Consider the following 24,748-nt stretch of genomic DNA (forward strand, 5'->3'; position numbering starts at 1 on the left):
CACATCAGGGTGTACCCCAGATCATCATGCAAAAAAAGCATAACACAATGCCTTCAGGCGCCAGATCAAGCTGGGCGTGGCGATTCCTGGGTTAAGTGCGCCCACAGCTCATGGGCTGGATGGTGGCCGCTGGTTTTCGGTCCTGGTTTGGCCCTGTAGGCCCTGACCTCCATCGTCAAGGACAAGACTTGACCGCCCGGCAAACGCGCTTCCACCAAAGCTCTGCTCTGGACTTCTTTGCGCACCGCACTCTCTGGCAAGAACGCCAGGCCATGGCCTTGCATGGCCATGACTTTCAGGCCTTCGGCCATGTCGGTTTCATAGACCCGGTCCAGATGAATCGGTGTGCCCGCTTGCTTGAGGATCCAGTCGGTCACGCCACCCAGGTACGCCCCTGGCGCATAGCCCAGATAGGGCAAGGGCCGGGAGGGTGTTCCAGGCAGGCCAAGCACAGGGCTGCCGTCGGCTTGCGCCTTGACGTAAGGGGCAATCGACTCCGCCCCGAGCACCACCATGTCGTAACGCTCGGCATCCAGTTGCAAGGGTTGCGAGGGGTGGTGGTAGACGATCAACAGGTCACACCCCCCTTCGGCCAAGCGCATGGCCGCATCGTGCACATTGAGGGCGATCAAACGGCTTTTGATGGGGCCAAAGCTCTCGCGCAAGCTGGCCATCCAGGACGGGAAAAAGGTAAAAGCCAAAGTGTGCGGGACGGCAAATTCGATGAAGTCCTGCCCCGCCGAGTTGTGGCCGCGCAGCATGGCCCGGGTGTTTTGCAAGGACTGAAGCAGCTCCAGCGCCTGGTCAAACAAGGTCTCTCCGGCTGGGGTGAGTTTGGTGGGGTAGGAGCTGCGGTCCACCAGGTCGGCACCTGCCCACGCCTCCAGGGACTGGATGCGCCGGGAGAACGCCGGCTGCGTCACGTGCCGCAGTTGCGCAGAGCGGCTGAAACTTCGGGTTTCAGCCAAGCTCACAAAGTCTTCAAGCCACTTGGTTTCCATGCCGGATTATGTCGCGGCCGCGATGGATGCCACTGCTGGCGATGATTCGGTATTTTGTTGCAGCGCCCACATGCTGGCGTAGCGCCCCTGGCTGGCCAGCAGTTCGGAGTGGTTGCCACGCTCGATGATTTGCCCAGCTTCCATCACCAGGATTTCGTGCGCATCGACCACGGTGGACAAGCGGTGGGCGATCACCAGGGTGGTCTTGTTTTGCGCCACGCTGGCCAACTCGGCCTGAATGGCGCGCTCATTGGCTGAATCGAGGGCCGAAGTGGCTTCGTCAAAAACCAGGATCGGAGGGTCTTTCAGCAAGGTGCGGGCAATGGCCACGCGCTGCTTCTCGCCCCCCGAGAGCTTCAGGCCCCTCTCGCCCACCGAAGTCTGATAACCCTTGGGGGTGGAAGCGATGAAGTCGTGGATGCGCGCAGCACGTGCGGCGCCCTCGATCTCGGCCTGGCTGGCGCCGGGGCGGCCATAGGCGATGTTGTAGGCCACGCTGTCGTTGAACAGCACTGTGTCTTGCGGCACGATGCCCAAGGCCTTGCGCACGCTCGATTGCGTGACCTGCCGGATGTCCTGCCCCGCAATGCGAATGAAGCCTTGCTGCACGTCGTAAAAACGGAACATCAACCGCGCCAGTGTGGACTTGCCCGAACCCGAGGGGCCCACCACGGCCACCGTCTTGCCTGCGGGGATGGTGAAGCTGATGCCCTTGAGGATCGGCCTGTCGCTTTCGTAGGCAAAGGAAACCCTGTCAAACACCACATCGGGTGCGCCTTGCAAGGCCAGCGCCTGGGCGCCTGGCGCATCGGCCACTTCGCGTTCGCGGTCCATCAACACGAACATCTTGTCGAGGTCGGTCAGGCTTTGCTTGATCTCGCGGTACAGCACGCCCAGAAAATTGAGCGGTATGTAGAGCTGGATCATGAAGGCATTGATCATCACCAAATCGCCCAGGGTCATGCGCCCGGCCACCACGCCCTCGGTGGCGCGCCACAACATGGCGACCAAAGCTGCCGCAATGATGAGCTGCTGGCCTGTGTTGAGCACCGACAAGGTCGTCTGAGACTTGAGCCTCGCAACGCGCAAGCTTTCCAGGCTTTCATCGTAGCGCCCAGCCTCGAACGTCTCGTTGCCGAAATACTTGACGGTTTCGTAGTTCAGCAGCGAATCAATGGCCCGTGTGTGGGCAGCCGAATCAAACTCGTTGGCCTGTTTGCGAAACTGCGTGCGCCACTCGGTGATGCGCACTGTGAAAAAGATGTAAAGCGCCAAAGCCAGCAGCGTGATGCCCGCAAACCAGGCATCAAACTTGACCGCCAGAATGGTCAGCACCAGGCCCACCTCGATCAGGGTCGGGATGATGCTGTAGAGCGAATACGAAATCAGCGACTCGATACCGCGCACGCCGCGTTCGATGTCACGCGTCATGCCACCGGTCTGACGCGCCAGGTGAAAGCGCAAGCTCAAGGCATGCAGGTGTTCAAAGGTCTGCAAGGCGATGCTGCGCGATGCGCCCTGCGTGGCTTTGGCAAATACCAGTTCACGCAACTCGGTGAAAGCCGAGGTCAGCAGGCGCAATGCGCCATAGCCCACCAGCAAGGCCACCGGCACCACCAGCACCGCTTGCGCATCGCCAGGCTTGATGTTCATGGCATCGACCAACTCCTTGAGCAGCAAGGGCACGCTCACGTTGGCCAGCTTGGCACCCACCATCAAGCTCAGGGCAATGACAACGCGCCATTTGTATTGCCACAAATAAGGCAAGAGGCGCGACAGCGTCTTCCAGTCACCCCCTGCAGGCGCTGAGGGCGCAGCGCCTCCAGGCAAGCCAGGCCTTGGCGTGGCAGGTGAAGCAGGGGCAGCGGTTTCGCCGTGGTGGCGCATAAGGGACAATCCGGTTTTTCGTTTACCACCGATTGTGCCCATGTCTGAAACCCACAGCACCCACACCGTGGCTTTGCCCACTGACCAGGAGCTGGTGCTCAAGGTCATCCCCATGCCCGCTGACTGCAATGCCAGTGGCGACATTTTTGGCGGCTGGGTGATGGCCCAGGTCGACTTGGCCGGCGCCGTCTTGCCCGCACGGCGCGTCAGGGGCCGCATGGTCACGGTGGCCGTGAACGAATTCATCTTCAAGCAACCGGTCAAGGTGGGCGACATCCTGTCGTTCTTTTCCCGCATCGTGCGGGTCGGTCGGACCTCGGTCACGGTCAAGGTCGAGGTGTTCGCTGAACGCTTTCAGCTGCAGGGCCAGTACATCAAGGTGACCGAGGCGCACCTGACCTATGTGGCGGTCGATGACCAGGGTCAGCCGAGGGCAGTGCCTGCTGAGTGAAAGCCTGGCTTAAAGCTTGAAGCTGACGCTAAGGCTGAGGCTGAGCCACCGGCTGATCCCGGTCACACGAGAAGCCTGGGCAAAAGCCCGGGCTGCATACCCCCATCAAGACACGATGTAAGCCGCAGCGCCGGTGGACATCAAGCTGCCATCGGGGCCGCAAAACTCCATGCGCGAAGAGCCTACCCTGGAGCCCACACGCAGAGCATTTGCGGTGATGGTGAAGTACTCACCAATGCCCGGCCGCAGATAGTCCACGCGCAAATCGATGGTGCCCAGTTTGGCAAAGCGTTCCAGCCGCTTGGTGGGCGTTTCATCCATGTGTTTGGCGGCCAGTGCGGCCATGACCGCCGCGCTCCCAATGGCATCCAGCACAGCGCTGATGACGCCACCATGGATGCGGTTGTAGGCAAAGTGACCCACAAGATCAGGCCGCATGTCGATGCGGGCCTCTACCCCTTCGGGCGTGACTTTGACCAGTTTGAGGCCCAGTGACTTGTTGAAAACGATTTTTTCTTCGTAGATCTGGCGAAAGCCCTCGATGTACTCGGGCTCAAGAACAATGGGTTCGGTTGGACGATGGGGCATGCAGACATTTCAGAAGGAAGTGTGTGGTCGGGCCCGAATGCCCGACCAAGCTGGATGGCAGTTTACAGCGCGGAAAAATTCGGCTTGCGCTTGGCCATGAAGGCCCCAAAGGCCTCTTTGGCGGCGGGCTCACGCAGCATGCGGCCAAAACTTTTGCCCTCTTCGTCCATGATTTTCAGCACCTCTTGCTGGGTACCACCCTTCATCAGGCGCTTGGTCTCGATCAGCGACGACAAGGGCTTGGCTGCCAGCTTGCGCGCCTGGGCCTGGGCGTAGCCATTGACCTCGGTGGGCGGTACAACCCGGTTGACCAGCCCCACTTCTTGCGCAGCTTCGGCAAAGAAAGGCTCGCCCATGAGCAATGCTTCTGCAGCGCGGTGGTAGCCAAACATGCGTGGGACCAGCAGGCTGGACGCAGCTTCGGGGCACAGGCCCAAATTGACAAAGGGCATGGAAAAAGCTGCGTTGTCTCCGGCATAGACCAAGTCGCAATGGAACAGCATGGTGGTGCCAATGCCCACCGCAGGGCCGGCCACGGCAGCGAGCATGGGTTTTTCGAAGCTGGCGATGCCGCGCAGGAAACGGAACACTGGCGACTCTTGCGTGGTCGGTAGCTGGTTCAGGAAGTCACCGATGTCGTTGCCCGCACTGAAGATGCTTTCGTGTCCCTGAAACAGCACCACGCGCACGCTGGCGTCCGCTGCAGCCTGAGCCACCGCGTCGGCCATGACGGCATACATGGCCGCTGTGATGGAGTTCTTTTTGTCCAGGCGGTTGAAGGTGATGGTCATCACCCCCGCGTCAATGTGGGTCAGGATGTCAGACATGGTGTTCCTTGAGGGTATGTGGTGTGGGGTTGTGCTTTGCAGAACGGCTTATTGGACCCGAATCCAGGTTTGGGAGCGCCCCAACAAAGGCGTGCCGATGTAACCCCGGACTTCGAGCTTCTTGCCACCTTCAATCGGTGTCAAACGCGCACTGTAGTTTTTCCCATTCTCGGGATCGAGAATTTTCCCGCCTTCCCATACGGCTTTTCCTTCGCTTTGTTGACCACCCCGGATGATTTCCAAACCGATTTTTGGTTTGTCCTTGCGGTCATCGGTGCACAAATTGCAGTTCGGCTCGGGGCTGGGCGCCGTCAGCAATGACTTTTCCACCACGCCCGACAAGCCCCCTGCCGCGTTTTGGCTGATGCGAATTTCAGCCTTGGGCTGCTTGCTGTCATCGTCGATGCTGCGCCACAAACCCACCGGACTCAACTGGGCTTGTGCAGCCAACGCGAACAAGCTGAAGCTCAAGGCCAGGGCAAATTTGATCATGGAGGTCTTCCTGTTGATGTGTGAAATAAATCAGGCCAGCGCGGCGTCGGTGTCCATCAGCACATCGCTGCCTGCACGGATGCGGCGCATCAGGCTGGAGGTCTCGGGCATCAGGCGCGTGAAGTAAAAGCGCGCTGTTTGCAGTTTGGCCTGGTAAAACGGATCAGGACGTTGCGCTTGCTCTTCGGCCTCGGCCAATTTGGCCAGTGCAATTTGCGCCGAACGTGCCCAGAAATAGCCCAACACCAGGTGGCCCACCACGCGCAAGTAATCCACCGCTGCTGCGCCCACTTCGTCCGCGTTGCTCAAGGCTTTCATGCCCACTTCGCCAGTCAGCTGCGTCAGCTTTTGGCCCAGATCGGCCAGCGGCTTGATGAACTCGCCCATGGCTTCGTTGGCCATTTCAGCCTTGACCAATTGCTCGACCAGTTTGCCGAATTTTTTAAGCGTGGCGCCTTGGTTGCCCAGCACCTTGCGGCCCAGCAAGTCGAGCGATTGAATGGTGTTGGTGCCTTCGTAAATCATGTTGATGCGGGCATCGCGCACGAACTGTTCCATGCCCCACTCCTTGATGTAGCCGTGCCCACCAAAGACCTGCTGGCATGCCGATGTGGCCTCCCAGGCGTTGTCGGTGGTGAAGGCTTTGACGATGGGCGTGAGCAAGGCCACGATTTCAGCCGATTCGGCCCGCACGGCCTCGTCAGGGTGATGGAGTTCTTTGTCGAGCAACAAGGCGCAGTAGCAGGCCAGCGCGCGCCCCCCCTCGGCATAGGCCTTTGCCGTCATGAGCATGCGGCGCACATCGGGGTGCACGATGATCGGATCGGCCGGTTTGCCCGGCGCCTTCACGCCGGTAAGCGAGCGCATTTGCACGCGGTCCTTGGCGTAGGCCAGTGCGTTTTGATAGGCCACTTCGGTCAGGCCCAGCGACTGGTTACCCACGCCTAAGCGTGCGGCGTTCATCATCACGAACATCGCCGCCAGGCCCTTGTGGGGCTGGCCCACCAGGGTGCCCACAGCTTCGTCCAACACCATCTGGCAAGTCGCATTGCCGTGGATGCCCATTTTGTGCTCAAGGCCACCACAGTAAATGCTGTTGCGCTCACCCATGCTGCCATCGGCTACCACCTTGAATTTGGGCACGATGAAGAGGCTGATGCCTTTGCTACCGGGGGGCGCATCGGGCAATCGGGCCAGCACCAAGTGCACGATGTTGGGGGCCAGGTCGTGCTCGCCGGCACTGATGAAAATCTTCTGGCCACTGAGCTTGTACGTGCCATCGGCCTGTGGCTCGGCCTTGGTGCGCAACATGCCCAGGTCGGTGCCGCAATGCGGCTCGGTCAGACACATGGTGCCAGTCCATTCGCCACTGGTCAGCTTGGGCAGGTACAGCGCTTTTTGCTCGGCTGTGCCGTGGGCATGCAGGCACTCGTATGCGCCGTGCGACAAACCAGGGTACATGGTCCAGGCCTGATTGGACGAATTGAGCATTTCGTAAAAGCACTGGTTCACCACAAAGGGCAGGCCTTGTCCGCCAAATTCGGGATCGCAGCTGAGTGAGGGCCAGCCTCCGGCCACATATTGCGCATAAGCAGCCTGAAAACCATCAGGGGCTTTGACGTCGTGCGTGTCGCGGTTGAGCTGGCAGCCCTGGGTGTCGCCCGAAATGTTGATGGGGAACACCACTTCGGCCGCAAACTTACCGCCTTCTTCAAGCACCGCATTGATGGTGTCGGCATCGGTGTCTGCGTGCTTGGGCAGGGCCTTGAATTCGGCAGACACATTGAGCAATTCGTGCAACACAAACTGCATGTCGCGCAGGGGCGGGTTGTAGACAGGCATGGCAATTCCTTGAGAGAGTCAAAAAGCGGGTTGGGGAGAAATCAGTCGCTGGTGGCCTTGCGCCGGGGCTTGGGCACCGCCACGAGCTTGGCGGATTTGGCAGCGCTCGTCTTTACCGACGATGGGGTAGTCGACCCTGCCACATAGCGGGCCAATATGTTTGAAAAACCACGACGCGCCAACTCGGTGGCGACAGGGTTGCGCAGAAAGCGCGCTTCGTAGTGCAAAGCCAGGATCAGGCTGTGGATTTCGAAGGCGATCTGGTGGGCATCGGCTTCATGGCTGAGCTGCCCAGACGCCTGGGCCAGCTCTACAGCCCTGCGCAAGGCGGTCAGCCAAGTCGCCACCGAAGAGGCCAAAGCATCCCGCACAGGGCCAGTGCGGTCGTGGAACTCTACGGCGCCGCTGATGTAAATACAGCCCGAATCGATTTCGGCAGAGGTCTGCACCATCCAGTTGTCAAACATCGCTTGCAGGCGGGGCACACCGCGGGGTTTTTGCATGGCCGCATAAAAAACCTCTGCCTCAAAGCGGTCGTGGTATTCACGGATGACTGAAATTTGCAGCTCTTCGCGCGAACCGAAGTGGGCAAACACGCCCGACTTGCTCATGCCCGTGACCTCGGCCACAGCACCAATGGACAAGCCATCCAGACCAATTTGCGAGGCCAGGCCCAAAGCAGCTTGGACGATCACGGCCTTGGTTTGCTGGCCCTTGATGAGCACGCGACGACCGGCCTCGGGAGCAGGCACGCTTTCAACTTTGGAGAGGGTTTTGCGATCTGTCATGGCGATTAAAAAAGAACGATCGTTCTATTTTGCACCAAAAAGCGTCGCAAAATCAAAGAACCCCCAGAGACGAGGGTAAATCAGGATTCAGGCACCGCCAGTGCCAAAGCACCGACGGACACCTGCACAGGCTTGATCAGGCCTTGAAAGCCACGACTTTCTGGCTTTGTTCACCGAGTCCGTCGATGCCCAGGCGCATGACATCGCCCCGCTTGAGATAGACCGGCGCTGACTTGCCATCGACTTTGACGCCCATGCCCACGCCAGGAGGTGTGCCGGTGGTGATGATGTCACCTGGCTCCAGCGTCATGAACTGGCTCACATAGCTGACCAATTTGGCGACGCCAAAAATCATGGTCTTGGTGTTGCCGGTTTGATAACGCACGCCGTTCACATCCAGCCACATGCCCAAGGCCTGCGGATTGGGCACCTCGTCGCGTGTAACCAGCCATGGACCGACGGGACCAAAGGTGTCGCAGCCCTTGCCCTTGTCCCAGGTGGCACCGCGCTCGAGTTGGTATTCGCGCTCACTCACATCGTTGACCACGCAATAGCCTGCCACATGGTTCAAAGCGTCTTTTTGGGACACATAACGTGTACGGGTGCCGATCACGATGCCCAGCTCAACTTCCCAGTCGGACTTTTTGGAGCCCTTGGGCAGCATGACGTCGTCGTCAGCGCCCTGGATACAGGAGATGGCCTTGGTGAACACAATCGGCTCCGACGGAATGGGCATGCCCGATTCGGCCGCGTGGTCGGCGTAGTTCAGGCCAATGGCAATGAACTTGCTGGTGTAGGAGATGGGCGTGCCAAAGCGCTTTTTGCCACGCACCAAGGGCAGTTTGTCGGTCTTGACTTTGGCCAGCTTGGCCAGCGCCTTGTCATTGAGCAGATCGGGGGAGATGTCCTTGACCACGCCGCTCAAATCGCGCAAACGGCCATCGGCATCGATCAATCCGGGTTTTTCTTTGCCAGGTTGGCCATAACGAACGAGTTTCATAACTGCCTTTCAGTTTTTAAAAAGAATCAATAAGTGGCACGACCACCTGAGAGGTCAAAGACCGCGCCGGTGGAAAAGGAACAATCTTCGGTACTCAGCCAAGTCACCATGGCCGCGACCTCTTCGGGCAAGCCAAAACGCGCCATCGGAATTTTGGACAGCATGAACTGGATGTGCTCAGGCGACATTTGATCAAACATAGTGGTTTTCACGGCCGCCGGCGTGACACAGTTCACACGCACACCGGTTTCCGCCAGTTCTTTGCCCAGTGATTTGGTCAAGCCAATGACAGCCGCCTTGCTCGCACTGTATGCGCTGGCATTGGGGTTGCCATCTTTGCCCGCAACCGATGCGATGTTGACAATGCGGCCATAGTTGCGCGCTTTCATGTGGGCACTGATCTCCCGGCAGCAATAGAAAAGTCCGTGCACGTTGACATCAAAAACTTGCTTCCAGTCATCCACCGGATAGTCCCAGAGCTTGGTGTTGGGGCCTGTGATGCCCGCGCTGTTGACCAGCACATCCACCCCGGCCAAAGCCGTGGTTTGGGCCGTGGCCTTGACCACAGAGTCGTGGCTGGCCACATCGACCTGTACCGTGTTGACCACTGCGCCCGGATGCTCTTTTTTCAGCAGTTCCGCCGCCGTCGTCATGCCCGGCGCATCGCGGTCCCACAAGGTCACACGGGCACCTGAGGCCAGCATGCGCTGGGCAATGGCAAAACCCAAACCGGTGGCGCCACCGGTGATGACCGCATGGCGGCCTTTCATGTCCAACAAGTTCATATCTGGCTTTCTTAAAAAGGGGGCTGTTGAAGGTTAAATGGTCATGCCGCCGTCCACCATGTAGGCGTTACCGGTGGCAAAGATAGACTCGTCAGACGCGAGGAAAGTAACGATGGGCGCGATCTCGTGCGCCTGAGCCAATCGGCCCATGGGCTGGCGGTTGATGAAATCCTTGCGGGCTTGCACCGGATCGGCATAGCTGTTGATGCGGTCTTGCAGCGAGGGCGTGTCCACCGTGCCGGGACAAATGCAGTTGCAGCGAATGCCCTGGCGCACGTAGTCGGCTGCCACGCTCTTGGTCAAGCCGATGACCGCGGCCTTGCTGGCCCCGTAAATGAAGCGATTGGGCAAGCCACGCACGCTGGAACAGACACTGGCCATGTTGATGATGCTGCCGCCGTGCCCATCTTTTTCAAACTGGGCGAGCATTTTGGGGATGACCGCCTGAATCATCCAGAACTGCGAGCGAGCGTTCAGGTTGAAAGCAAAATTCCAGTCGTCGTCTGTCGCCTGCTCAATGTTGCCGTTGTGCACAAAGCCTGCACAATTGAAGATCACATCTATGCGATCCATGCTGGCGACCTGGCGGGCAATAGCCGCCTTGTCCAGCACGTCCAGCACAGCGGTGTGCACATTGGCCACACCTTGGTAGGACTTGAGCAAATCGGGGTTCACATCGGTCGCGTAAACCGTGGCGCCCTCTGCGGCCATGGCCAGCGCAGCAGCCTGACCAATGCCCTGCCCGGCTGCTGTGATCAGTGCGATTTTTCCTTTGAGTCTCATGGTGTCTTGATCTCCAAATAAGTGGTTTGTTTTTGGTTGATGGCGGCCTAGTCCCAGGCAATGCCCAGGCCGGGGGAATCGGGTGGGTGTGCAAAACCATCCGCGATGTGCAGGCGCGAGGTGGTGATGTCATCGAGTTGCGGAATGTATTCGACCCAGGTGGCGTTGGGCACAGTCGCGCAAAGGCTCACGTGCAATTCCATCAGAAAATGCGGGCACACCGCCACATCAAAGGTTTCGGCCAAGTGCGCGGTCTTGAGCCAGGGCGTGATGCCGCCGATGCGCGCCACATCGGGCTGCACGATGGAACAAGCGCCTTGCTCCAGATATTCACGAAACTGCATCGGGTGGTACATGGACTCGCCCACCGCCACCGGTATGGTGGAGTGCTCGCGCAACTGGCGGTGGCCCGACACATCTTCAGCGGGCATGGGCTCTTCGATCCAGGCCAGGCCCAAGCCATCGAAGGCCCGCGCACGGCGCACCGATTCGGCACGATTAAAGCCCTGGTTGGCATCGGTCATCAATTCAAAGCCGGGGCCGACCGCGTTGCGCACGGCACTCAGGCGCGCCACATCTTCACTCACATGGGGTCTGCCAATTTTGATCTTGGCACCCTTGAAACCCTGCGCTTGCGCTTGCAGGGTTTGGTCCACCAGCGCCTGCGGCGACAAATGCAACCAGCCACCTTCAGTGGTGTAGAGCGGCACACGCGTTTGCGCGCCACCCAGCAGTTGCCACAAAGGCAAGCCCTGACTTTGCGCACGCCAATCCCACAAGGCCGTGTCCACGCAGGCCAAGGCCAGGCTGGTCATCGCGCCCACCGCCGTGGCGTGGGTGTGAAAAAACAGATCCTTCCAAATCGCCTCAACACGCACCGGGTCGCGACCGATCAGGCGTGGCGCCAAGTGGTCTTTGAGCAAGGCGATGACCGAAGAGCCCCCGGTGCCGATGGTGTAGGCATAACCCGTGGCCTCAATGCCATCGCTGCAGTGCAAACTGAGCAAGATGGTTTCTTGGGTCACGAAGGACTGAATGGCATCGGTGCGCAGCACCTTGGGCGGCAGATTGACTTGCCGTAGGCTCACGCGGTCAATGGTGACAGAGGACATGAAAAACTTGGCGAAATGTAGAAGACAGAGATCTAAGCTTGAGCCTGATGGGCAACATCACCGGTCGTTTTTGCGACAGCGGTCATGCGGGTTTGTGCGGAGTCGAAATGGCTTGACCGGGCAAATATGAACATGTGATGATTGTGCAACTGGTCTGACCACTTGTCCAATTCACGTTATCCCTGATCTGCCCAATGCCCATCCAAACCGTTGAACCCCAACGCCTGTATCGCCAGATTGCCGAACAACTTCGGCAACTGATGAGCTCGGGCGAGTTCACGGTGGGCTCACGTTTGCCCGCCGAGCGCGACCTGGCCACCCAACTGGGTGTGAGCCGCCCTTCGGTGAGAGAAGCGCTGATTGCACTCGAGGTCGAAGGCATGATTGAAGTGCGCACCGGCTCGGGCATTTATGTGCAAAGCACAACTCGCTCCAAAAATGCACTGACATCCAAGATGACCGACACCCCAGCGGACTGGGGCCCCCTGGAAGTCATGAGTGCCCGAATTCTGGTGGAGGCTGAAGTCGCGGCACTGGCCGCCCAGAACGCCCAAAAAAAACAACTGCAAACCATCCGCAACGGCTTGCAAAAAATGAAGCTGGAAGCTGCGCGCGATGAGGTCCCCCGCCGGGGCGATGAGGCCTTTCACGAAGGCATTGCACAGGCTTGTGGCAACAGCGTTTTACTCGACACCGTCCAGCGCTTCTGGCAAGCCCGCAACGGGCCCTTGTTTGAGCGACTGGGCGACTATTTTGAAAACCCGGCCTCCTGGCAAACGGCCATTGGCGAACACCAGGCTGTGCTGGATGCCATCGAGGCACGCGATAGCTCGGCTGCGCGCAAAGCCATGCAAAAGCACCTGAAACAAGCCCACAAGAGATACAGCGCGAGCTGGCGCCGCGCTCCCGCCCGCTAGGGGTATGCAGTTTTAACGCGTCAGCAATTTTTTAAACCCAAAGGAGACCGAAATGAGCAAAAGATTCACCCTGAAAACCCTGGCCACCGCAGGCGCTATCGCCGCCGGCGCCATGGCCATGTTTGGCAGCGCGACCGTGTACGCGCAGCAAAAACTCAAATGGGCGCACGTCTATGAAACCTCAGAGCCGTACCACACCGAATCGGTCTGGGCAGCCGAGGAAATCAAAAAACGCAGCAACGGCAAGTTCGACATCCAGGTCTTTCCTGCGTCCACGCTGGGCAAGGAAACCGACATCAACCAGGGCCTAACCCTGGGCACGGTTGACATGATCATCAGCGGCCCTTCTTTTGCAGCCCGCACGTATCCACGTTTTGGCATCGCTTACTACCCCTTCATTTTCCGTGATGGGGATCACCTGATCGCCTACTCCAAGAGCCCCGTTTTTCAAGAAATGGTGAATGAGTTCCGCAGCAAAACCGGCATCCAGGTCACGGCCTACACCTACTACGGTGCGCGCCACACCACGGCCCAAAAGGCCTTCACCAACTGTGCGGGCATGAAAGGCATCAAGATCCGTGTGCCCGATGTACCTGCCTACCGCGCCACGCCTGAAGCCTGCGGTGCCAACCCCACCCCGATTGCTTTTGCCGAGGTGTATCTGGCCCTGCAAAACGGCACTGTCGAGGCGCAAGAAAACCCCTTAACCACCATCGAAGCCAAAAAGTTCTTTGAAGTTCAAAAAGCGATCATGATGACCGGTCACATCGTGGACGGCCTGACCACCCAGGTGGCCCCTCACCTGTGGAACAAACTCAGCGCCGATGAAAAGAAAATGTTCACGGAAGTGACGCAGGCGGCGGCTGTGCGTGCCACGGCCAAGATCAAGGCCCGCGAAGCCGAGTTGGTGGACGAGTTCAAGAAAAAAGGCCTGCAAATTGTTCAGGTTGACCGCAAATCATTTCAAGACGCCGTTCTGAAAAACAAACCCCTCACCTCGATGGGTTTCACGCAAGCTGACTTCGACAAAATTCAAGCAGCCAAGTGAGCCAGTGGCTGTGCTTTGCGCACAGCCTGGGTGTCGCTGCCGACCTCGGGTCGGTCAGCGACACCACGATCGGTCGGCTCTGCCGACCCCAGCCTGCATTGTTTTTGAACCCTAGGACAGCCGATGAGCAACATTCCCGACCTGGACGCCATGCCGAAAGTCATGGGCGACGATGGCCAATTCCATGCGATCGATGAAGAGGTCGACTTGTCGGGAACGCCCATTGAGGCCTGGTTTTCCCTGGCCTTCTTTTGGGCCCTGGGCCTGACGGTTTTTTACCAATTTTTCACGCGCTATGTGCTGAACAACTCGGCCTCATGGACCGAAGAAATCGCACGCTATTTATTGATCGCCACTGTTTTCACAGGTGCCACCATTGGCGTGGCCAAGAACAACCACATTCAGGTTGATTTCTTTTTCCGTTTCATGCCCCCCTGGCTGTCGCGCACCATGGCCACTGTGGTCGATGTGATGCGCATCGCATTTTTTGCGATCGCCACTTTCCTCACAGGTCAGATGATGGAAAAGCTGGGCAGCTACAAGATGACCATCATCGATTTGCCCATGAACCTGGTGTATGGCGTGGTGATGGCAGGCTTTGCCGCCATGTGTTTGCGCGCCATTTGGGTGATGCGTGTGCATTGGCAGCGCGGCTACACCGTGCTGGAACGCCCCGAATCTGAAATGACTGACCGCTGAAAAACCGCCCCTCTCGAAAGTTTCCATGCTGAAAATTCTTTTTCTCATCCTCATGAGTGGCGGTATCCCGGTGGCCATTGCCATGGCGGGTGCCTCGCTGATTTATCTGTTCTTTGCGCAAAGCTCACCGCCCTTTGTGGTGATCCACCGCATGGTCTCGGGCATTGACAGCTTCCCTTTGCTGGCCGTGCCCTTCTTTATTCTGGCCGGCAACCTGATGAACAACGCCGGCATCACCAACCGCATTTACAACTACGCACTGGCCCTGGTCGGCTGGCTCAAGGGCGGGCTGGGCCATGTGAACGTGGTCGGCTCGGTCGTGTTTGCGGGCATGAGTGGCACCGCCATTGCCGATGCCGCAGGCCTGGGCACCATCGAGATCAAGGCCATGAAAGACCATGGCTACAGCACCGAATTTGCGGTGGGGGTCACGGCCGCTTCGGCCACACTCGGCCCCATCATTCCGCCCAGCTTACCCTTCGTGATCTACGGCATGATGGCCAACGTGTCGGTGGGTGCGCTGTTCCTCGCGGGCATCTTGCCCGGCATCTTGATGGCCTTGCTCATGATGCTCACCGTGGCCTATTTCGCACACAAAAATGGCTGGGGTGCCGACGTCAAATTCGAGTGGCCCAAGGTCATCAAGGCTCTGGCAGAAACAGCTGTGGTGGTGGGCTGGCCCCTGGCCATCTGGTGGCTGGTGACCGCCATGGGCACGCCCGCACAAATCACGGTGTTTGTGGCCTTGATCGTTTTGTTTGCCGCCGACAAGTTTTTCAACTTTCAGGCCGTGCTGCCCATCATGACCCCAGTCATTCTCATCGGTGGCATGACCACCGGTGTGTTCACCCCCACCGAGGGCGCCATCGCCGCTTGTGTCTGGGCCATTGCACTGGGTTTCTTTTGGTACCGCACGCTCAACTTTAAGATGTTTGTGAAGATCTGCCTGGACACTGTGGAGACCACCGCCACCGTGTTGTTCATCGTGGCGGCTGCCAGCATTTTTGGCTGGATGCTGACCGCCACTGGCGTCACCACCGCGATCTCGGCCTGGGTTCTCGGCTTCACCCAGGAACCCTGGGTGTTTTTGCTGCTGGCCAACTTGCTGATGCTGTTTGTGGGTTGCTTTCTAGAGCCTACAGCGGCCATCACCATCTTGGTGCCGATCCTGGTGCCCATCTGCCAGCAACTGGGCATTGACCTGGTGCATTTTGGTCTGGTGATGGTGCTCAACCTGATGATCGGTTTGCTGCACCCGCCCATGGGCATGGTGTTGTTTGTGTTGGCCCGTGTTGCCAAACTCAGTGTCGAGCGCACCACCATGGCCATCTTGCCCTGGCTGTTCCCTTTGCTGGGCAGCCTGGCCGTGATCACTTACTTTCCCAGCCTGGTGCTGTGGTTGCCCAAGCAATTTTATTGAGGACATTTCATGAGCAGTTTTATTCGCCTGCACCCCGCCGATGACGTCGTCATTGCCCGCGCCCAACTCATGAGTGGCAGCAGCGTAGACGGCGTGGCCGTGCGCGGCCTGATCCCACCGGGCCACAAGGTCGCCACCCGGGCCATTGCCTCTGGAGAGCCTGTGCGCCGCTACAACCAGATCATCGGCTTTGCCCACCAGGCCATCCAGCCCGGCGAGCATGTGCACACGCACAACCTGAACATGGGCGCCGAAAAAGGCAACTTCGAACGCGACTATGCGATTGGTCAAGATGTCAAGCCTGAAGCAGCGCGCAAGCATGCCACCTTCATGGGCATCCAGCGCGCTGACGGGCGTGTGGCCACGCGCAACTACATCGGCGTGCTGTCGACTGTGAATTGTTCGGCCACGGCAGCACGGGCCATTGCGGATCATTTTTCCAAACGCAACAACCCAACTGCACTGTCGAATTTTCCCCAGATCGATGGCGTGGTGGCATTGACCCACGGCACCGGTTGCGGCATGGACACCGAAGGTTTGGGCTTGAAACTGCTCGAACGCACGCTGGCGGGTTACGCCACCCATGCCAACTTCTGGGGCGTGGTGGTGGTGGGTCTGGGCTGTGAAGCCAACCAACTCAGCACCTGGCTGGCTAACAGCAGTCTGCGCCAGGGCGAAACGCTCAAGGTCTTCAACATCCAGGACACAGGAGGCACGCGCCTCACGGTCGAAAAAGGCATTGCGCTGATCCAAGAAATGCTGCCCCAAGCCAATGCCGTGCAACGCACGCCCTGCAGCGCCGAACACATCACGGTGGGCTTGCAATGCGGGGGCTCGGATGGTTATTCGGGCATCAGTGCCAACCCGGCACTGGGGGCGGCCGTCGACTTGCTGGTACAGCATGGCGGCACCGCCATCCTGAGCGAGACGCCCGAAATTTACGGGGCCGAGCATTTGCTGACGCGCCGCGCGGTCAAACCCGAAGTGGCGCACAAGCTCATTGAGCGCATTCGCTGGTGGGAAAACTACACCGCTGCCAATGGCGGCGAGATGAACAACAACCCCTCACCCGGCAACAAGGCCGGCGGCCTGACCACCATCCTTGAAAAATCATTGGGCGCGGTGGCCAAAGGGGGCACCAGCAACCTGCAGGCCGTGTACGAATACGCCGAACCCGTCAACGCCAAAGGCTTTGTCTACATGGACACACCCGGCTACGACCCAGTGAGCGCCACAGGCCAGGTCGCCGGTGGCGCCAATCTGATTTGTTTCACCACCGGCCGCGGCAGCGCCTACGGCTGCGCGCCATCACCCAGTCTGAAGTTCTCAACCAACTCGGCCCTGTGGAAAAAACAGCAAGAAGACATGGACCTGAATTGCGGTGAGATCGTGGATGGTGGCGTCAGCATCGCTGAAATGGGCCAGCGCATTTTCGAGATGATCCTAGCCGCCGCTTCGGGTGAGCCCACCAAGAGCGAACGCCATGGCTATGGACAAAACGAGTTTGTGCCATGGCAAGTCGGCGCCGTGATGTGAGCAACCTGATTCACCCCTTCCTGAAAGTTTTTTCATGAGCCAACTGATCCCGGCAGCCGAGCTTCGACAACACATCACCCGCATCATCGCCATGACTGGCAGCGAACCCGCCGAGGCCGCCCAGGTGGCGGGCAACCTCGTCATGGCCAACCTGAGTGGTCACGACTCGCACGGCGTGGGCATGGTGCCGCGTTATGTGGACGCGGTGCTTGAAGGTGGTCTGTCGCCTAACACGGGCGTCAAGGTTTTGCTCGACACCGGCCCCTTGCTGAACCTGGATGGTCAACGCGGCTATGGCCAGATCACCGGCGTTCAGGCCATCACCATGGGCATTGAGCGCGCCAAGCAACACGGTGTTTGCACCGTGGCCCTGAGCCGTTCGCACCACCTGGGCCGCATCGGTCATTTTGCAGAAATGGCTGTGGCCGAAGGCCTGGTGTCGGTCCATTTTGTCAACGTGCTGTCGCGCCCGGTGGTCGCACCCTTCGGGGGTGGCGATGGCCGATTTGGCACCAACCCCTGCTGCATCGGCGTGCCCATGGGCAAGCGCGAGCCCTTTGTGTTGGACTTTGCCACCAGCCGTGTGGCGCAGGGCAAGATGCGCGTCGCGCACAACAAGGGCGAGCAAGTGCCCCCGGGCTACCTGATTGACGAAAACGGCCACCCCACCAACGACCCGGGGGTGGTGGTGGTGCCCCAGTCGAATGGTCTGTTTGGCGCGCTGATGACCTTTGGCGACCACAAAGGCTTCGGCATGGCCGTGGCCTGCGAATTGCTGGGCGGCGCGTTGACGGGCAGCGGCACCTGGCACCGCGAAGCCGATCATCAGCGGGCCGTGCTGAACGGCATGTTGACGATGCTGATCGACCCGGTCCGCCTGGGCACACAAAACCTATTCGAGCAAGAAACTCTGGCCTTTGCAGACTGGCTGCGCCAAAGCCCGGATGCACCGGGCACCGATGGCGTGCACATGGCCGGAGAACCCGAGCGGGCCGCCCGTATCGCAAGAGAAAAAACGGGCATCTTGATTGACGACGCCACCTGGGCCGAGATTGAAGCCTCTGAGAAAAAACTTCAGCACGGCTGAAGCGCGCTGCTTCGAAATTTACCCATCATTTGCGGTCATCGTCATGAACCTTTCTGCTGCCACGCTGCCCACACTGCCCGCATCCATCCACGGCCCCGCGTATGACCGCACAGCCCATGCACCTGGGGTTGTGCACTTGGGCCTGGGCGCCTTTCACCGCGCGCACCAAGCGATGGTGTTTGACCAATTGCTGTCCGCTGGCGACATGCGCTGGGGCATTCACGGCGTGGGCATGACCAGGCCCGACTTGGTCAACCAACTGAATGCGCAAGACGGCCTGTACGCTGTCCGCGTGGCCGATGGGCAGGGTGTGAAATGGCAGGTGCCAGGTGCGTTGTGGCGCACCAGCGTGGCCACCACCGAACGCGATGCAGTGGTCGCGGCCATTGCCGCACCCACCACCCGCTGGGTCACCCTGACTGTGACTGAAAAAGGCTACACGCCCGAGCTGGCCGGCTTGCTGCTGGACGGCCTGCGCCTGCGCCAACAAGGCGGATTGCCCGGTATCACAGTGGCATCGTGCGACAACCTGCAAGGCAATGGCCACAAACTTCAGGCCTTGCTCAAAGCAGCCGCAAGCCCACAAGATGAAGCCGTCGTGCGCTGGATGGACGCACACTGCGCATTCCCCTGCAGCATGGTGGACCGCATCGTGCCTGCAGCCACCCCCGAGATCATGGCCGCAGCGCATGAGGCCCTGGGCGTGAAAGACGACTGCGCGCTCAGCACCGAATCTTTTTGGGAATGGGTGATCGAAGACCGCTTTGCAGACCCGGCCGATGGGGCCTTGCTGCAAAGCGCCGGCGTGCGGGTGACGGCCGATGTGCACAGCTACGAGGAAGCCAAGCTGCGCATGCTGAACGGCAGCCACACGGCCATGGCACTCATGGGTGCGGTCACGGGCAGGCCTTTCATTGCCAGCTGCATTGGCACGCCCCACATCCGCAGCTTCGTGGAACGCCTGATGGGCCGCGAGGTGGCGCCGCACCTCAGCCGCAGCGACTGGGCCGATTACCGCGACGCCTTGGTACAACGCTTTGGCAACCCTTACCTCAAACACAGCGTGCACCAGATCGCCACCGACAGTTCGCAGAAAATACCGCAGCGCTGGCCACCTTCTGTGCTGGGTCAGATGGCCGAGGGTGCACCGTATGAACACCACGCGCTGGCCGCCGCCGTGTTCGTGCGCTACACCTTGGGCGTGGACGAGAACGGCCAGGCCTATGCCCTGAACGACCCGCAGGCCCAAAGCCTGACAGCACTGGGTGCAGCACAGCGCACGCAAGCACAAGCCTGCGTGAAAGCCCTGCTGGCCCGCGAAGACTTGTGGGGAGCGTCTTTGCCCCTCCACGCGGCATGGACAGCCCGCGTGCTGCACTGGCACCAGCAAATTCTGCAACATGGGGTGGATGCGGCCATCCAGCAACTGCTGGCGCAAGAGGCCTGAGCCATGAAAATCACCGCCGCCCGCGTCATTGTCTGCAGCCCTGGCCGCAACTTCGTGACGCTCAAAATCGAGACCGACCAGGGTGTCACCGGCGTCGGCGACGCGACCCTCAATGGCCGCGAACTGGCCGTTGTCAGTTACCTGGAAGAACACGTCATTCCCTGCCTGATCGGGCGTGACCCTCAACAAATCGAAGACATCTGGCAATACCTTTACAAAGGCGCTTACTGGCGGCGAGGCCCGGTAACCATGAGTGCTGTTGCCGCCGTAGACACCGCTCTGTGGGACATCAAGGCCAAGATGGCGGGCATGCCGCTTTACCAGTTGCTGGGTGGTCGCAGCCGAACCGGGGTGATGGTTTACGGCCACGCCAACGGACGCGACACAGCCGAGACCGTTCAGGAGGTTTTGCGCCACAGGGAAGAAGGCTATCTGGCCATCCGCGCCCAAAGCGGCGTGCCGGGCTTGAACAAGGTCTATGGTGTGAGCGGCGGTCACGGTGCACACCGCATGTACGAACCTGCCGATGGCAACTTGCCCAGCGAGCACGACTGGAGCAGCGAAAAGTATTTGCGCCACACGCCCGGCCTGTTTGAAGCGGTGCGCGAAGCCGTGGGCCCCGACATCCATTTGCTGCACGATGTGCACCACCGCCTCACGCCCATCGAAGCTGGGCAACTGGGCAAAGCGCTCGAGCCCTCACGCCTTTTTTGGATGGAAGACCCGACCCCGGCCGAGAACCAGGAGGCGTTTCAGTGGATTCGCCACCACACCACCACACCGATTGCGGTGGGCGAGATTTTCAACAGCATCTGGGACTGCAAGACGCTGATCGAGAAACAACTGATCGACTACATCCGCACCACCGTAGTCCATGCGGGTGGCATCACGCACCTGCGGCGCATTGCCGATCTGGCCAGCTTGTACCAGGTGCGCACCGGTTGCCATGGTGCGACCGATTTGTCACCCGTGTGCATGGGCGCCGCCTTGCACTTTGACACCTGGGTGCCCAACTTCGGTGTGCAGGAGTACATGCCGCACAGCGAAGAAATGCTGTCGGTTTTTACGCAAGACTATCGCTTTGAGCGCGGCATGATGTACTGCGGCGAATCCCCCGGCCATGGCGTGGACATCGACGAAAAACTCGCCGCCAAGTACCCGTACCAACGGGCTTATCTGCCGGTGAATCGACTGCAGCATGACGGGACGCTTTGGAATTGGTGAGGTGCTTGGAACGTGGATTGGCTGCTTTGCAGCGACTGCCGTCCTTCAGAAATTCAGAATGCCCGCCTTAAACCGGTCATCGCGAACATCCTGCGTTCATAATGCCGAGGCCTTCGCTTTGAAGGCAAATGTTTTCAGGTGCCGATCGCCCTCGGGTTGATTGGAGAATCGGGAAGGCGGTGTGACTACGCCACGTGCCCAACGCTGTATGGATGACAGTTGCACTGATGCCACTGGTACCTTGGTACCGGGAAGGCGTGCAAGCTGGATGACTCCGAGTCAGAAGACCGGCCTGAAGACGAATGCGCGCTGCATGGTCACGCGGCGCTTTGCTTTTCCAAAACGGGGAACTCATGGAAAGCTCAGAATTAAAGTCGTTGCATGCCTTTTGCGATGCGGACCGCCGCGCGGTCTGTCAGGCCATCACCACACGCCGCGATGTACGCAGTGAATTTCTCCCTCAGCCGGTTCCGGAGGCACTATTGGCCCGCCTTTTAGTGGCTGCCCACCACGCGCCATCGGTTGGCTTTATGCAGCCGTGGAATTTTTTGGTGGTGCGATCCAACACTGTGAAGCAAAAGGTTCACGATGTATTCAACGCAGCCAACGACGAAGCCAAGATTCTTTTCCCGGACCATAAGCGCAAAATTTACAGTAGTCTCAAGCCACAGGGCATTTTGGACGCTCCAATTAACCTGGCCGTAACCTGCGATCGCACGCGCAGTGGCCCCGTAGTGCTTGGCAGAACTCACATGCCCTCCATGGATCTCTACAGCAGCGTATGCGCCGTTCAGAACCTATGACTGGCGGCCAGAGCTGAAGGGGTGGGTGTCAGCTGGGTCAGCATCTTTCACGAAAGTGCTCTGCAAGAGGCTTTGGGGATACCTTCTGATATCGTCCCTATCGCTTACCTTTGCATTGGCTATGTGAGCCACTTTGATGACAAACCCGCGCTAGAAACGGCAGGCTGGTTGCCCCGCCTGCCAATCGAGGAACTGGTGTTCCAGGACCAATGGGGCAATGCTGCAGGCGAAGGCAACCGTGAACTCATCGCAAAATTACGCGCAATTGAAGCGGCCACAGGCATCTCGGACTTTCCGAATTAAAAAAAAGACTGCAGGCCTGCGATAGACGCAAGCAGCAAGCGCCTAGCTAGGGTTGAGTTCCATGGAAGGCACGTATCTCTGCCGTGCTCAGGAGTAAATCTCGCTACCCGCTTTGCGGAACTCCTTAGCTTTTTCTTCCAGGCCGCTGCTGATTTGCTGGATAGGAATCACGCCAGCAGCCGGTTGCAGCGTGGTGGTTTCCGGATGCAGACGCGCAAACTCGCGCACCTCCTGCGAGATCTTCATAGAGCAGAACTTGGGGCCGCACATCGAGCAAAAGTGCGCCAGCTTGGCGTTCTCCTTGGGCAGTGTTTCGTCGTGGTAAGCCATGGCCGTGTCCGGGTCTATGGCCAGGCGGAACTGGTCTTCCCAGCGAAATTCAAAGCGTGCCTTCGATATGGCGTTGTCCCACATCTGCGCCCCCGGAAAGCCCTTGGCTAGGTCGGCGGCATGGGCCGCAATCTTGTAGGCAATCAGGCCCTGCTTGACGTCGTCCCGGTTGGGCAGGCCCAGGTGCTCCTTGGGCGTGACGTAACACAGCATGGCCGTGCCGTACCAGCCGATATTGGCAGCACCCATGGCGGATGAAATATGGTCGTAGCCAGGAGAGATGTCGGTTATCAACGGGCCCAGAGTGTAGAAAGGCGCCTCGAAGCAGGCCTCGAGTTGCTTATCGACATTCTCTTTGACCAATTGCAGCGGCACATGGCCCGGGCCCTCGATCATCACCTGCACATCATGCTTCCAGGCGATCTGTGTGAGTTCACCCAGGGTGTGCAGTTCGGCAAACTGAGCCTCGTCATTGGCGTCGGCAATCGAGCCCGGGCGCAGACCGTCACCTAGCGAGAAGCAGATGTCGTAGCTTTTCATGATCTCGCAGATGTCTTCAAAGTGCTCATACAGAAAGCTCTCGCGGTGGTGCGACAGGCACCACTTGGCCATGATGGAGCCGCCGCGAGAAACGATGCCGGTCAGGCGATTCGCCGTCAGCGGCACATAGGCCAGGCGCACACCAGCGTGGATGGTGAAGTAGTCCACGCCCTGCTCGGCCTGCTCGATCAGGGTGTCGCGGAACAATTCCCAAGTCAGGTCTTCGGCTTTGCCATTTACCTTTTCCAGCGCTTGGTAAATCGGCACCGTTCCGATGGGCACGGGAGAATTGCGCAGAATCCATTCGCGAGTTTCGTGGATATTGTCGCCGGTGGACAGGTCCATCACTGTGTCGGCACCCCAGCGGATGGACCAGACCAGCTTGTCCACCTCTTCCTCGATGCTGGAGGTGACGGCGGAGTTGCCGATGTTGGCGTTGACCTTGACCAGGAAGTTGCGGCCTATGATCATCGGCTCGCTCTCAGGGTGGTTGATGTTGCAGGGGATGACGGCGCGGCCCCGTGCCACCTCGTCACGCACAAATTCCGGCGTCACCTGCTGGGACATCAGCGCACCAAATGATTGGCCGGGCTTAGGTAACCGTTCGGTTGCCAATCGTTCTTTCAGTTGTGCGCGCACCAGGTTTTCGCGGATGGCAATGTATTCCATCTCGGGCGTGATGATGCCCTTACGCGCATAGTGCATTTGAGAGACGTTGGCACCTGTTATCGCACGGCGTGGCACCGGCGCCCGCGCCATGCGCAGGGACTGCAACAGTGGGTCGTGCAGGCGTTGCTGACCGTAGGCACTGCTAATGCCGCTCAGGACCTCGGTATCGTATCGCTCGGCAATCCAGTCGGCACGCAATCCTTCGAGACCGCGCGTAATGTCAATGCTTTGGGACGGGTCGGTGTAGATGCCCGACGGGTCATACAGACGTATCGCCGGATTGGCTTCTCGGCGCGGCTGTTCAGTTCCGTTATGCACCAGCGTGTCGGTCAGGCTGACTTCACGAAACGGGACGCGAATATCGGGGCGAGAGCCTTCCAAATAAATACGGGACGAGCCGGGAAAAGGCGTGCGGGTAATTCGGCTGGTGAGTTCCGAGGCGTTTACAGAAGATGAAGGTTTGGACAAGATGGTCTCCGGTTGAGGGTGGAGCCTGCCTGGGCTGCCGGAGAATGCTGGACGAAATGCCAAGCGTGGACCGGTGCCAATGTGCGTTGTTCCCTACGCGGGAATGACCCCGATCAGGTTCAGCGGGTTCCACATGAGTGGTCTCAGCCTTGACTTACGTCTTTGGCGCCCCGACAAGCAATCGCATTGTATTCGATTCAGCACTTAACAAACTCAGCCAATCAGTGGTCGCTAGGGTTCAAGCGGGACGCGATCCAAAGCCCGAACCTAAGGCTACGCTGAACAAGCCACCGAATTCAGCGATATGTTGCTAGTTGATTGCATGATGCGAGATGTGATGGGCGAAGCGGCCCAATTTCGGCCCGTATTTCTGGCCTTTTCACGCCAGACACGCGCATTGCGCGCTCTGAAGACGCACTCATGCCATGCGGCGTCCACGCGCTAAGTAGATGTTGGCCAGACCCAACGCCACGAACGAGCGCGTGGCGTTCTTGGCCAGGCCGCGATAGCGCACCTTGGTGAAGCCCCACAGCCGCTTGACCACTGCGAAGACGTGCTCCACCCGGGTGAGTTAGCCCCCTGAATCACAGTCCCGTCGGTATTCCTTAAACTAAGAAACAGGAATACGACCATGGATATGACTATGTCTTCAGCAACGCCCACCCGGGTTGAAGTGGTGACAAGCGTTCAACGCCGCAGGC

General features: G+C 59.3%; 22 protein-coding genes, 2 pseudogenes and 2 riboswitches. Of the genes and pseudogenes, 11 read left to right on the forward strand and 13 right to left on the reverse strand.

Features of this window, described 5'->3' with window-relative positions; genetic code table 11:
* Positions 1–65: 65 nt before the first annotated feature.
* Both B9Z45_RS12520 and B9Z45_RS12525 read right to left on the reverse strand, forming a co-directional pair.
* Positions 66–1,001, reverse strand: coding sequence for a LysR family transcriptional regulator (locus B9Z45_RS12520; RefSeq protein ID WP_108407557.1), 936 nt, complete (start codon positions 999–1,001; stop codon positions 66–68).
* Between the two features lie 6 nt (positions 1,002–1,007).
* Positions 1,008–2,888, reverse strand: coding sequence for an ABC transporter ATP-binding protein/permease (locus B9Z45_RS12525; RefSeq protein ID WP_108407558.1), 1,881 nt, complete (start codon positions 2,886–2,888; stop codon positions 1,008–1,010).
* A gap of 40 nt (positions 2,889–2,928) precedes the next feature.
* On the opposite strand from B9Z45_RS12525, the gene B9Z45_RS12530 reads away from it, so the two are divergent.
* Positions 2,929–3,339, forward strand: a complete 411-nt coding sequence (locus tag B9Z45_RS12530; protein WP_108407559.1) for an acyl-CoA thioesterase — start codon at positions 2,929–2,931, stop codon at positions 3,337–3,339.
* Between the two features lie 105 nt (positions 3,340–3,444).
* On the opposite strand, the gene B9Z45_RS12535 is transcribed toward B9Z45_RS12530, so the two are convergent.
* From B9Z45_RS12535 to B9Z45_RS12575, 9 genes are all read right to left on the reverse strand, one after another.
* Entirely contained in the window at positions 3,445–3,927 is a 483-nt protein-coding gene (locus tag B9Z45_RS12535) for a thioesterase family protein (protein ID WP_108407560.1), read from the reverse strand.
* A gap of 62 nt (positions 3,928–3,989) precedes the next feature.
* Complete coding sequence (locus B9Z45_RS12540; RefSeq protein WP_108407561.1) at positions 3,990–4,754, reverse strand: enoyl-CoA hydratase; 765 nt, start codon at positions 4,752–4,754, stop codon at positions 3,990–3,992.
* Positions 4,755–4,802: 48 nt separating this feature from the next.
* The gene (locus tag B9Z45_RS12545; protein WP_108407562.1) at positions 4,803–5,246 is read right to left on the reverse strand and encodes a DUF2147 domain-containing protein; all 444 of its coding nucleotides are present in this window, start codon (positions 5,244–5,246) and stop codon (positions 4,803–4,805) included.
* Between the two features lie 30 nt (positions 5,247–5,276).
* Positions 5,277–7,088: an acyl-CoA dehydrogenase C-terminal domain-containing protein gene (locus B9Z45_RS12550; RefSeq protein ID WP_108407563.1), complete on the reverse strand. Its 1,812-nt coding sequence runs from the start codon at positions 7,086–7,088 to the stop codon at positions 5,277–5,279.
* 41 nt (positions 7,089–7,129) lie between these two features.
* A complete protein-coding gene (locus tag B9Z45_RS12555) occupies positions 7,130–7,876 on the reverse strand; it encodes a TetR/AcrR family transcriptional regulator (protein ID WP_108407564.1) in 747 nt (248 codons plus the stop codon).
* A 136-nt stretch (positions 7,877–8,012) separates the two neighbouring features.
* Positions 8,013–8,876 (reverse strand): fumarylacetoacetate hydrolase family protein, encoded by an 864-nt coding sequence (locus tag B9Z45_RS12560; protein WP_108407565.1) that lies wholly within the window; start codon positions 8,874–8,876, stop codon positions 8,013–8,015.
* 26 nt (positions 8,877–8,902) lie between these two features.
* On the reverse strand, positions 8,903–9,661 hold the full coding sequence (locus B9Z45_RS12565) for an SDR family NAD(P)-dependent oxidoreductase (protein WP_108407566.1): 759 nt from the start codon (positions 9,659–9,661) through the stop codon (positions 8,903–8,905).
* A gap of 33 nt (positions 9,662–9,694) precedes the next feature.
* Positions 9,695–10,444, reverse strand: coding sequence for an SDR family oxidoreductase (locus B9Z45_RS12570; RefSeq protein ID WP_108407567.1), 750 nt, complete (start codon positions 10,442–10,444; stop codon positions 9,695–9,697).
* Between the two features lie 47 nt (positions 10,445–10,491).
* Positions 10,492–11,556: a mandelate racemase/muconate lactonizing enzyme family protein gene (locus B9Z45_RS12575; protein WP_108407568.1), complete on the reverse strand. Its 1,065-nt coding sequence runs from the start codon at positions 11,554–11,556 to the stop codon at positions 10,492–10,494.
* A 194-nt stretch (positions 11,557–11,750) separates the two neighbouring features.
* On the opposite strand from B9Z45_RS12575, the gene B9Z45_RS12580 reads away from it, so the two are divergent.
* The 10 genes and pseudogenes from B9Z45_RS12580 to B9Z45_RS17405 all read left to right on the forward strand — a co-directional run bounded on the left by B9Z45_RS12580 (position 11,751) and on the right by B9Z45_RS17405 (position 22,040).
* Complete coding sequence (locus B9Z45_RS12580) at positions 11,751–12,473, forward strand: FadR/GntR family transcriptional regulator (protein ID WP_108407569.1); 723 nt, start codon at positions 11,751–11,753, stop codon at positions 12,471–12,473.
* A gap of 52 nt (positions 12,474–12,525) precedes the next feature.
* Entirely contained in the window at positions 12,526–13,521 is a 996-nt protein-coding gene (locus B9Z45_RS12585; RefSeq protein WP_108407570.1) for a sialic acid TRAP transporter substrate-binding protein SiaP, read from the forward strand.
* Positions 13,522–13,644: 123 nt separating this feature from the next.
* Positions 13,645–14,220 (forward strand): TRAP transporter small permease, encoded by a 576-nt coding sequence (locus tag B9Z45_RS12590; protein WP_108407571.1) that lies wholly within the window; start codon positions 13,645–13,647, stop codon positions 14,218–14,220.
* A 25-nt stretch (positions 14,221–14,245) separates the two neighbouring features.
* Positions 14,246–15,640, forward strand: coding sequence for a TRAP transporter large permease (locus B9Z45_RS12595; protein WP_108407572.1), 1,395 nt, complete (start codon positions 14,246–14,248; stop codon positions 15,638–15,640).
* 9 nt (positions 15,641–15,649) lie between these two features.
* Positions 15,650–17,176 (forward strand): UxaA family hydrolase, encoded by a 1,527-nt coding sequence (locus B9Z45_RS12600; protein ID WP_108407573.1) that lies wholly within the window; start codon positions 15,650–15,652, stop codon positions 17,174–17,176.
* A 34-nt stretch (positions 17,177–17,210) separates the two neighbouring features.
* Complete coding sequence (locus B9Z45_RS12605; protein ID WP_108407574.1) at positions 17,211–18,263, forward strand: malate/lactate/ureidoglycolate dehydrogenase; 1,053 nt, start codon at positions 17,211–17,213, stop codon at positions 18,261–18,263.
* A gap of 43 nt (positions 18,264–18,306) precedes the next feature.
* Positions 18,307–19,710, forward strand: coding sequence for a mannitol dehydrogenase family protein (locus B9Z45_RS12610; RefSeq protein ID WP_108407583.1), 1,404 nt, complete (start codon positions 18,307–18,309; stop codon positions 19,708–19,710).
* A 3-nt stretch (positions 19,711–19,713) separates the two neighbouring features.
* On the forward strand, positions 19,714–20,934 hold the full coding sequence (gene manD, locus B9Z45_RS12615; protein ID WP_108407575.1) for a D-mannonate dehydratase ManD: 1,221 nt from the start codon (positions 19,714–19,716) through the stop codon (positions 20,932–20,934).
* A 119-nt stretch (positions 20,935–21,053) separates the two neighbouring features.
* A riboswitch (cobalamin riboswitch) is annotated at positions 21,054–21,245 on the forward strand.
* Positions 21,246–21,287: 42 nt separating this feature from the next.
* Positions 21,288–21,848, forward strand: a pseudogene (gene bluB / locus B9Z45_RS12620) (5,6-dimethylbenzimidazole synthase); the annotation flags it as partial.
* Between the two features lie 12 nt (positions 21,849–21,860).
* Positions 21,861–22,040: a hypothetical protein gene (locus B9Z45_RS17405; protein WP_233252191.1), complete on the forward strand. Its 180-nt coding sequence runs from the start codon at positions 21,861–21,863 to the stop codon at positions 22,038–22,040.
* A gap of 87 nt (positions 22,041–22,127) precedes the next feature.
* On the opposite strand, the gene thiC is transcribed toward B9Z45_RS17405, so the two are convergent.
* Together thiC and B9Z45_RS12630 are read right to left on the reverse strand one after the other, a co-directional pair.
* Complete coding sequence (gene thiC, locus B9Z45_RS12625) at positions 22,128–24,047, reverse strand: phosphomethylpyrimidine synthase ThiC (RefSeq protein WP_108407576.1); 1,920 nt, start codon at positions 24,045–24,047, stop codon at positions 22,128–22,130.
* 73 nt (positions 24,048–24,120) lie between these two features.
* A riboswitch (TPP riboswitch) is annotated at positions 24,121–24,230 on the reverse strand.
* Positions 24,231–24,465: 235 nt separating this feature from the next.
* Positions 24,466–24,612 (reverse strand): annotated as a pseudogene (locus B9Z45_RS12630) (transposase); the annotation flags it as partial.
* Positions 24,613–24,748 lie beyond the last annotated feature (136 nt).

The organism is Limnohabitans sp. 2KL-17, from assembly GCF_003063415.1.
Lineage (GTDB): Bacteria > Pseudomonadota > Gammaproteobacteria > Burkholderiales > Burkholderiaceae_C > Limnohabitans_A.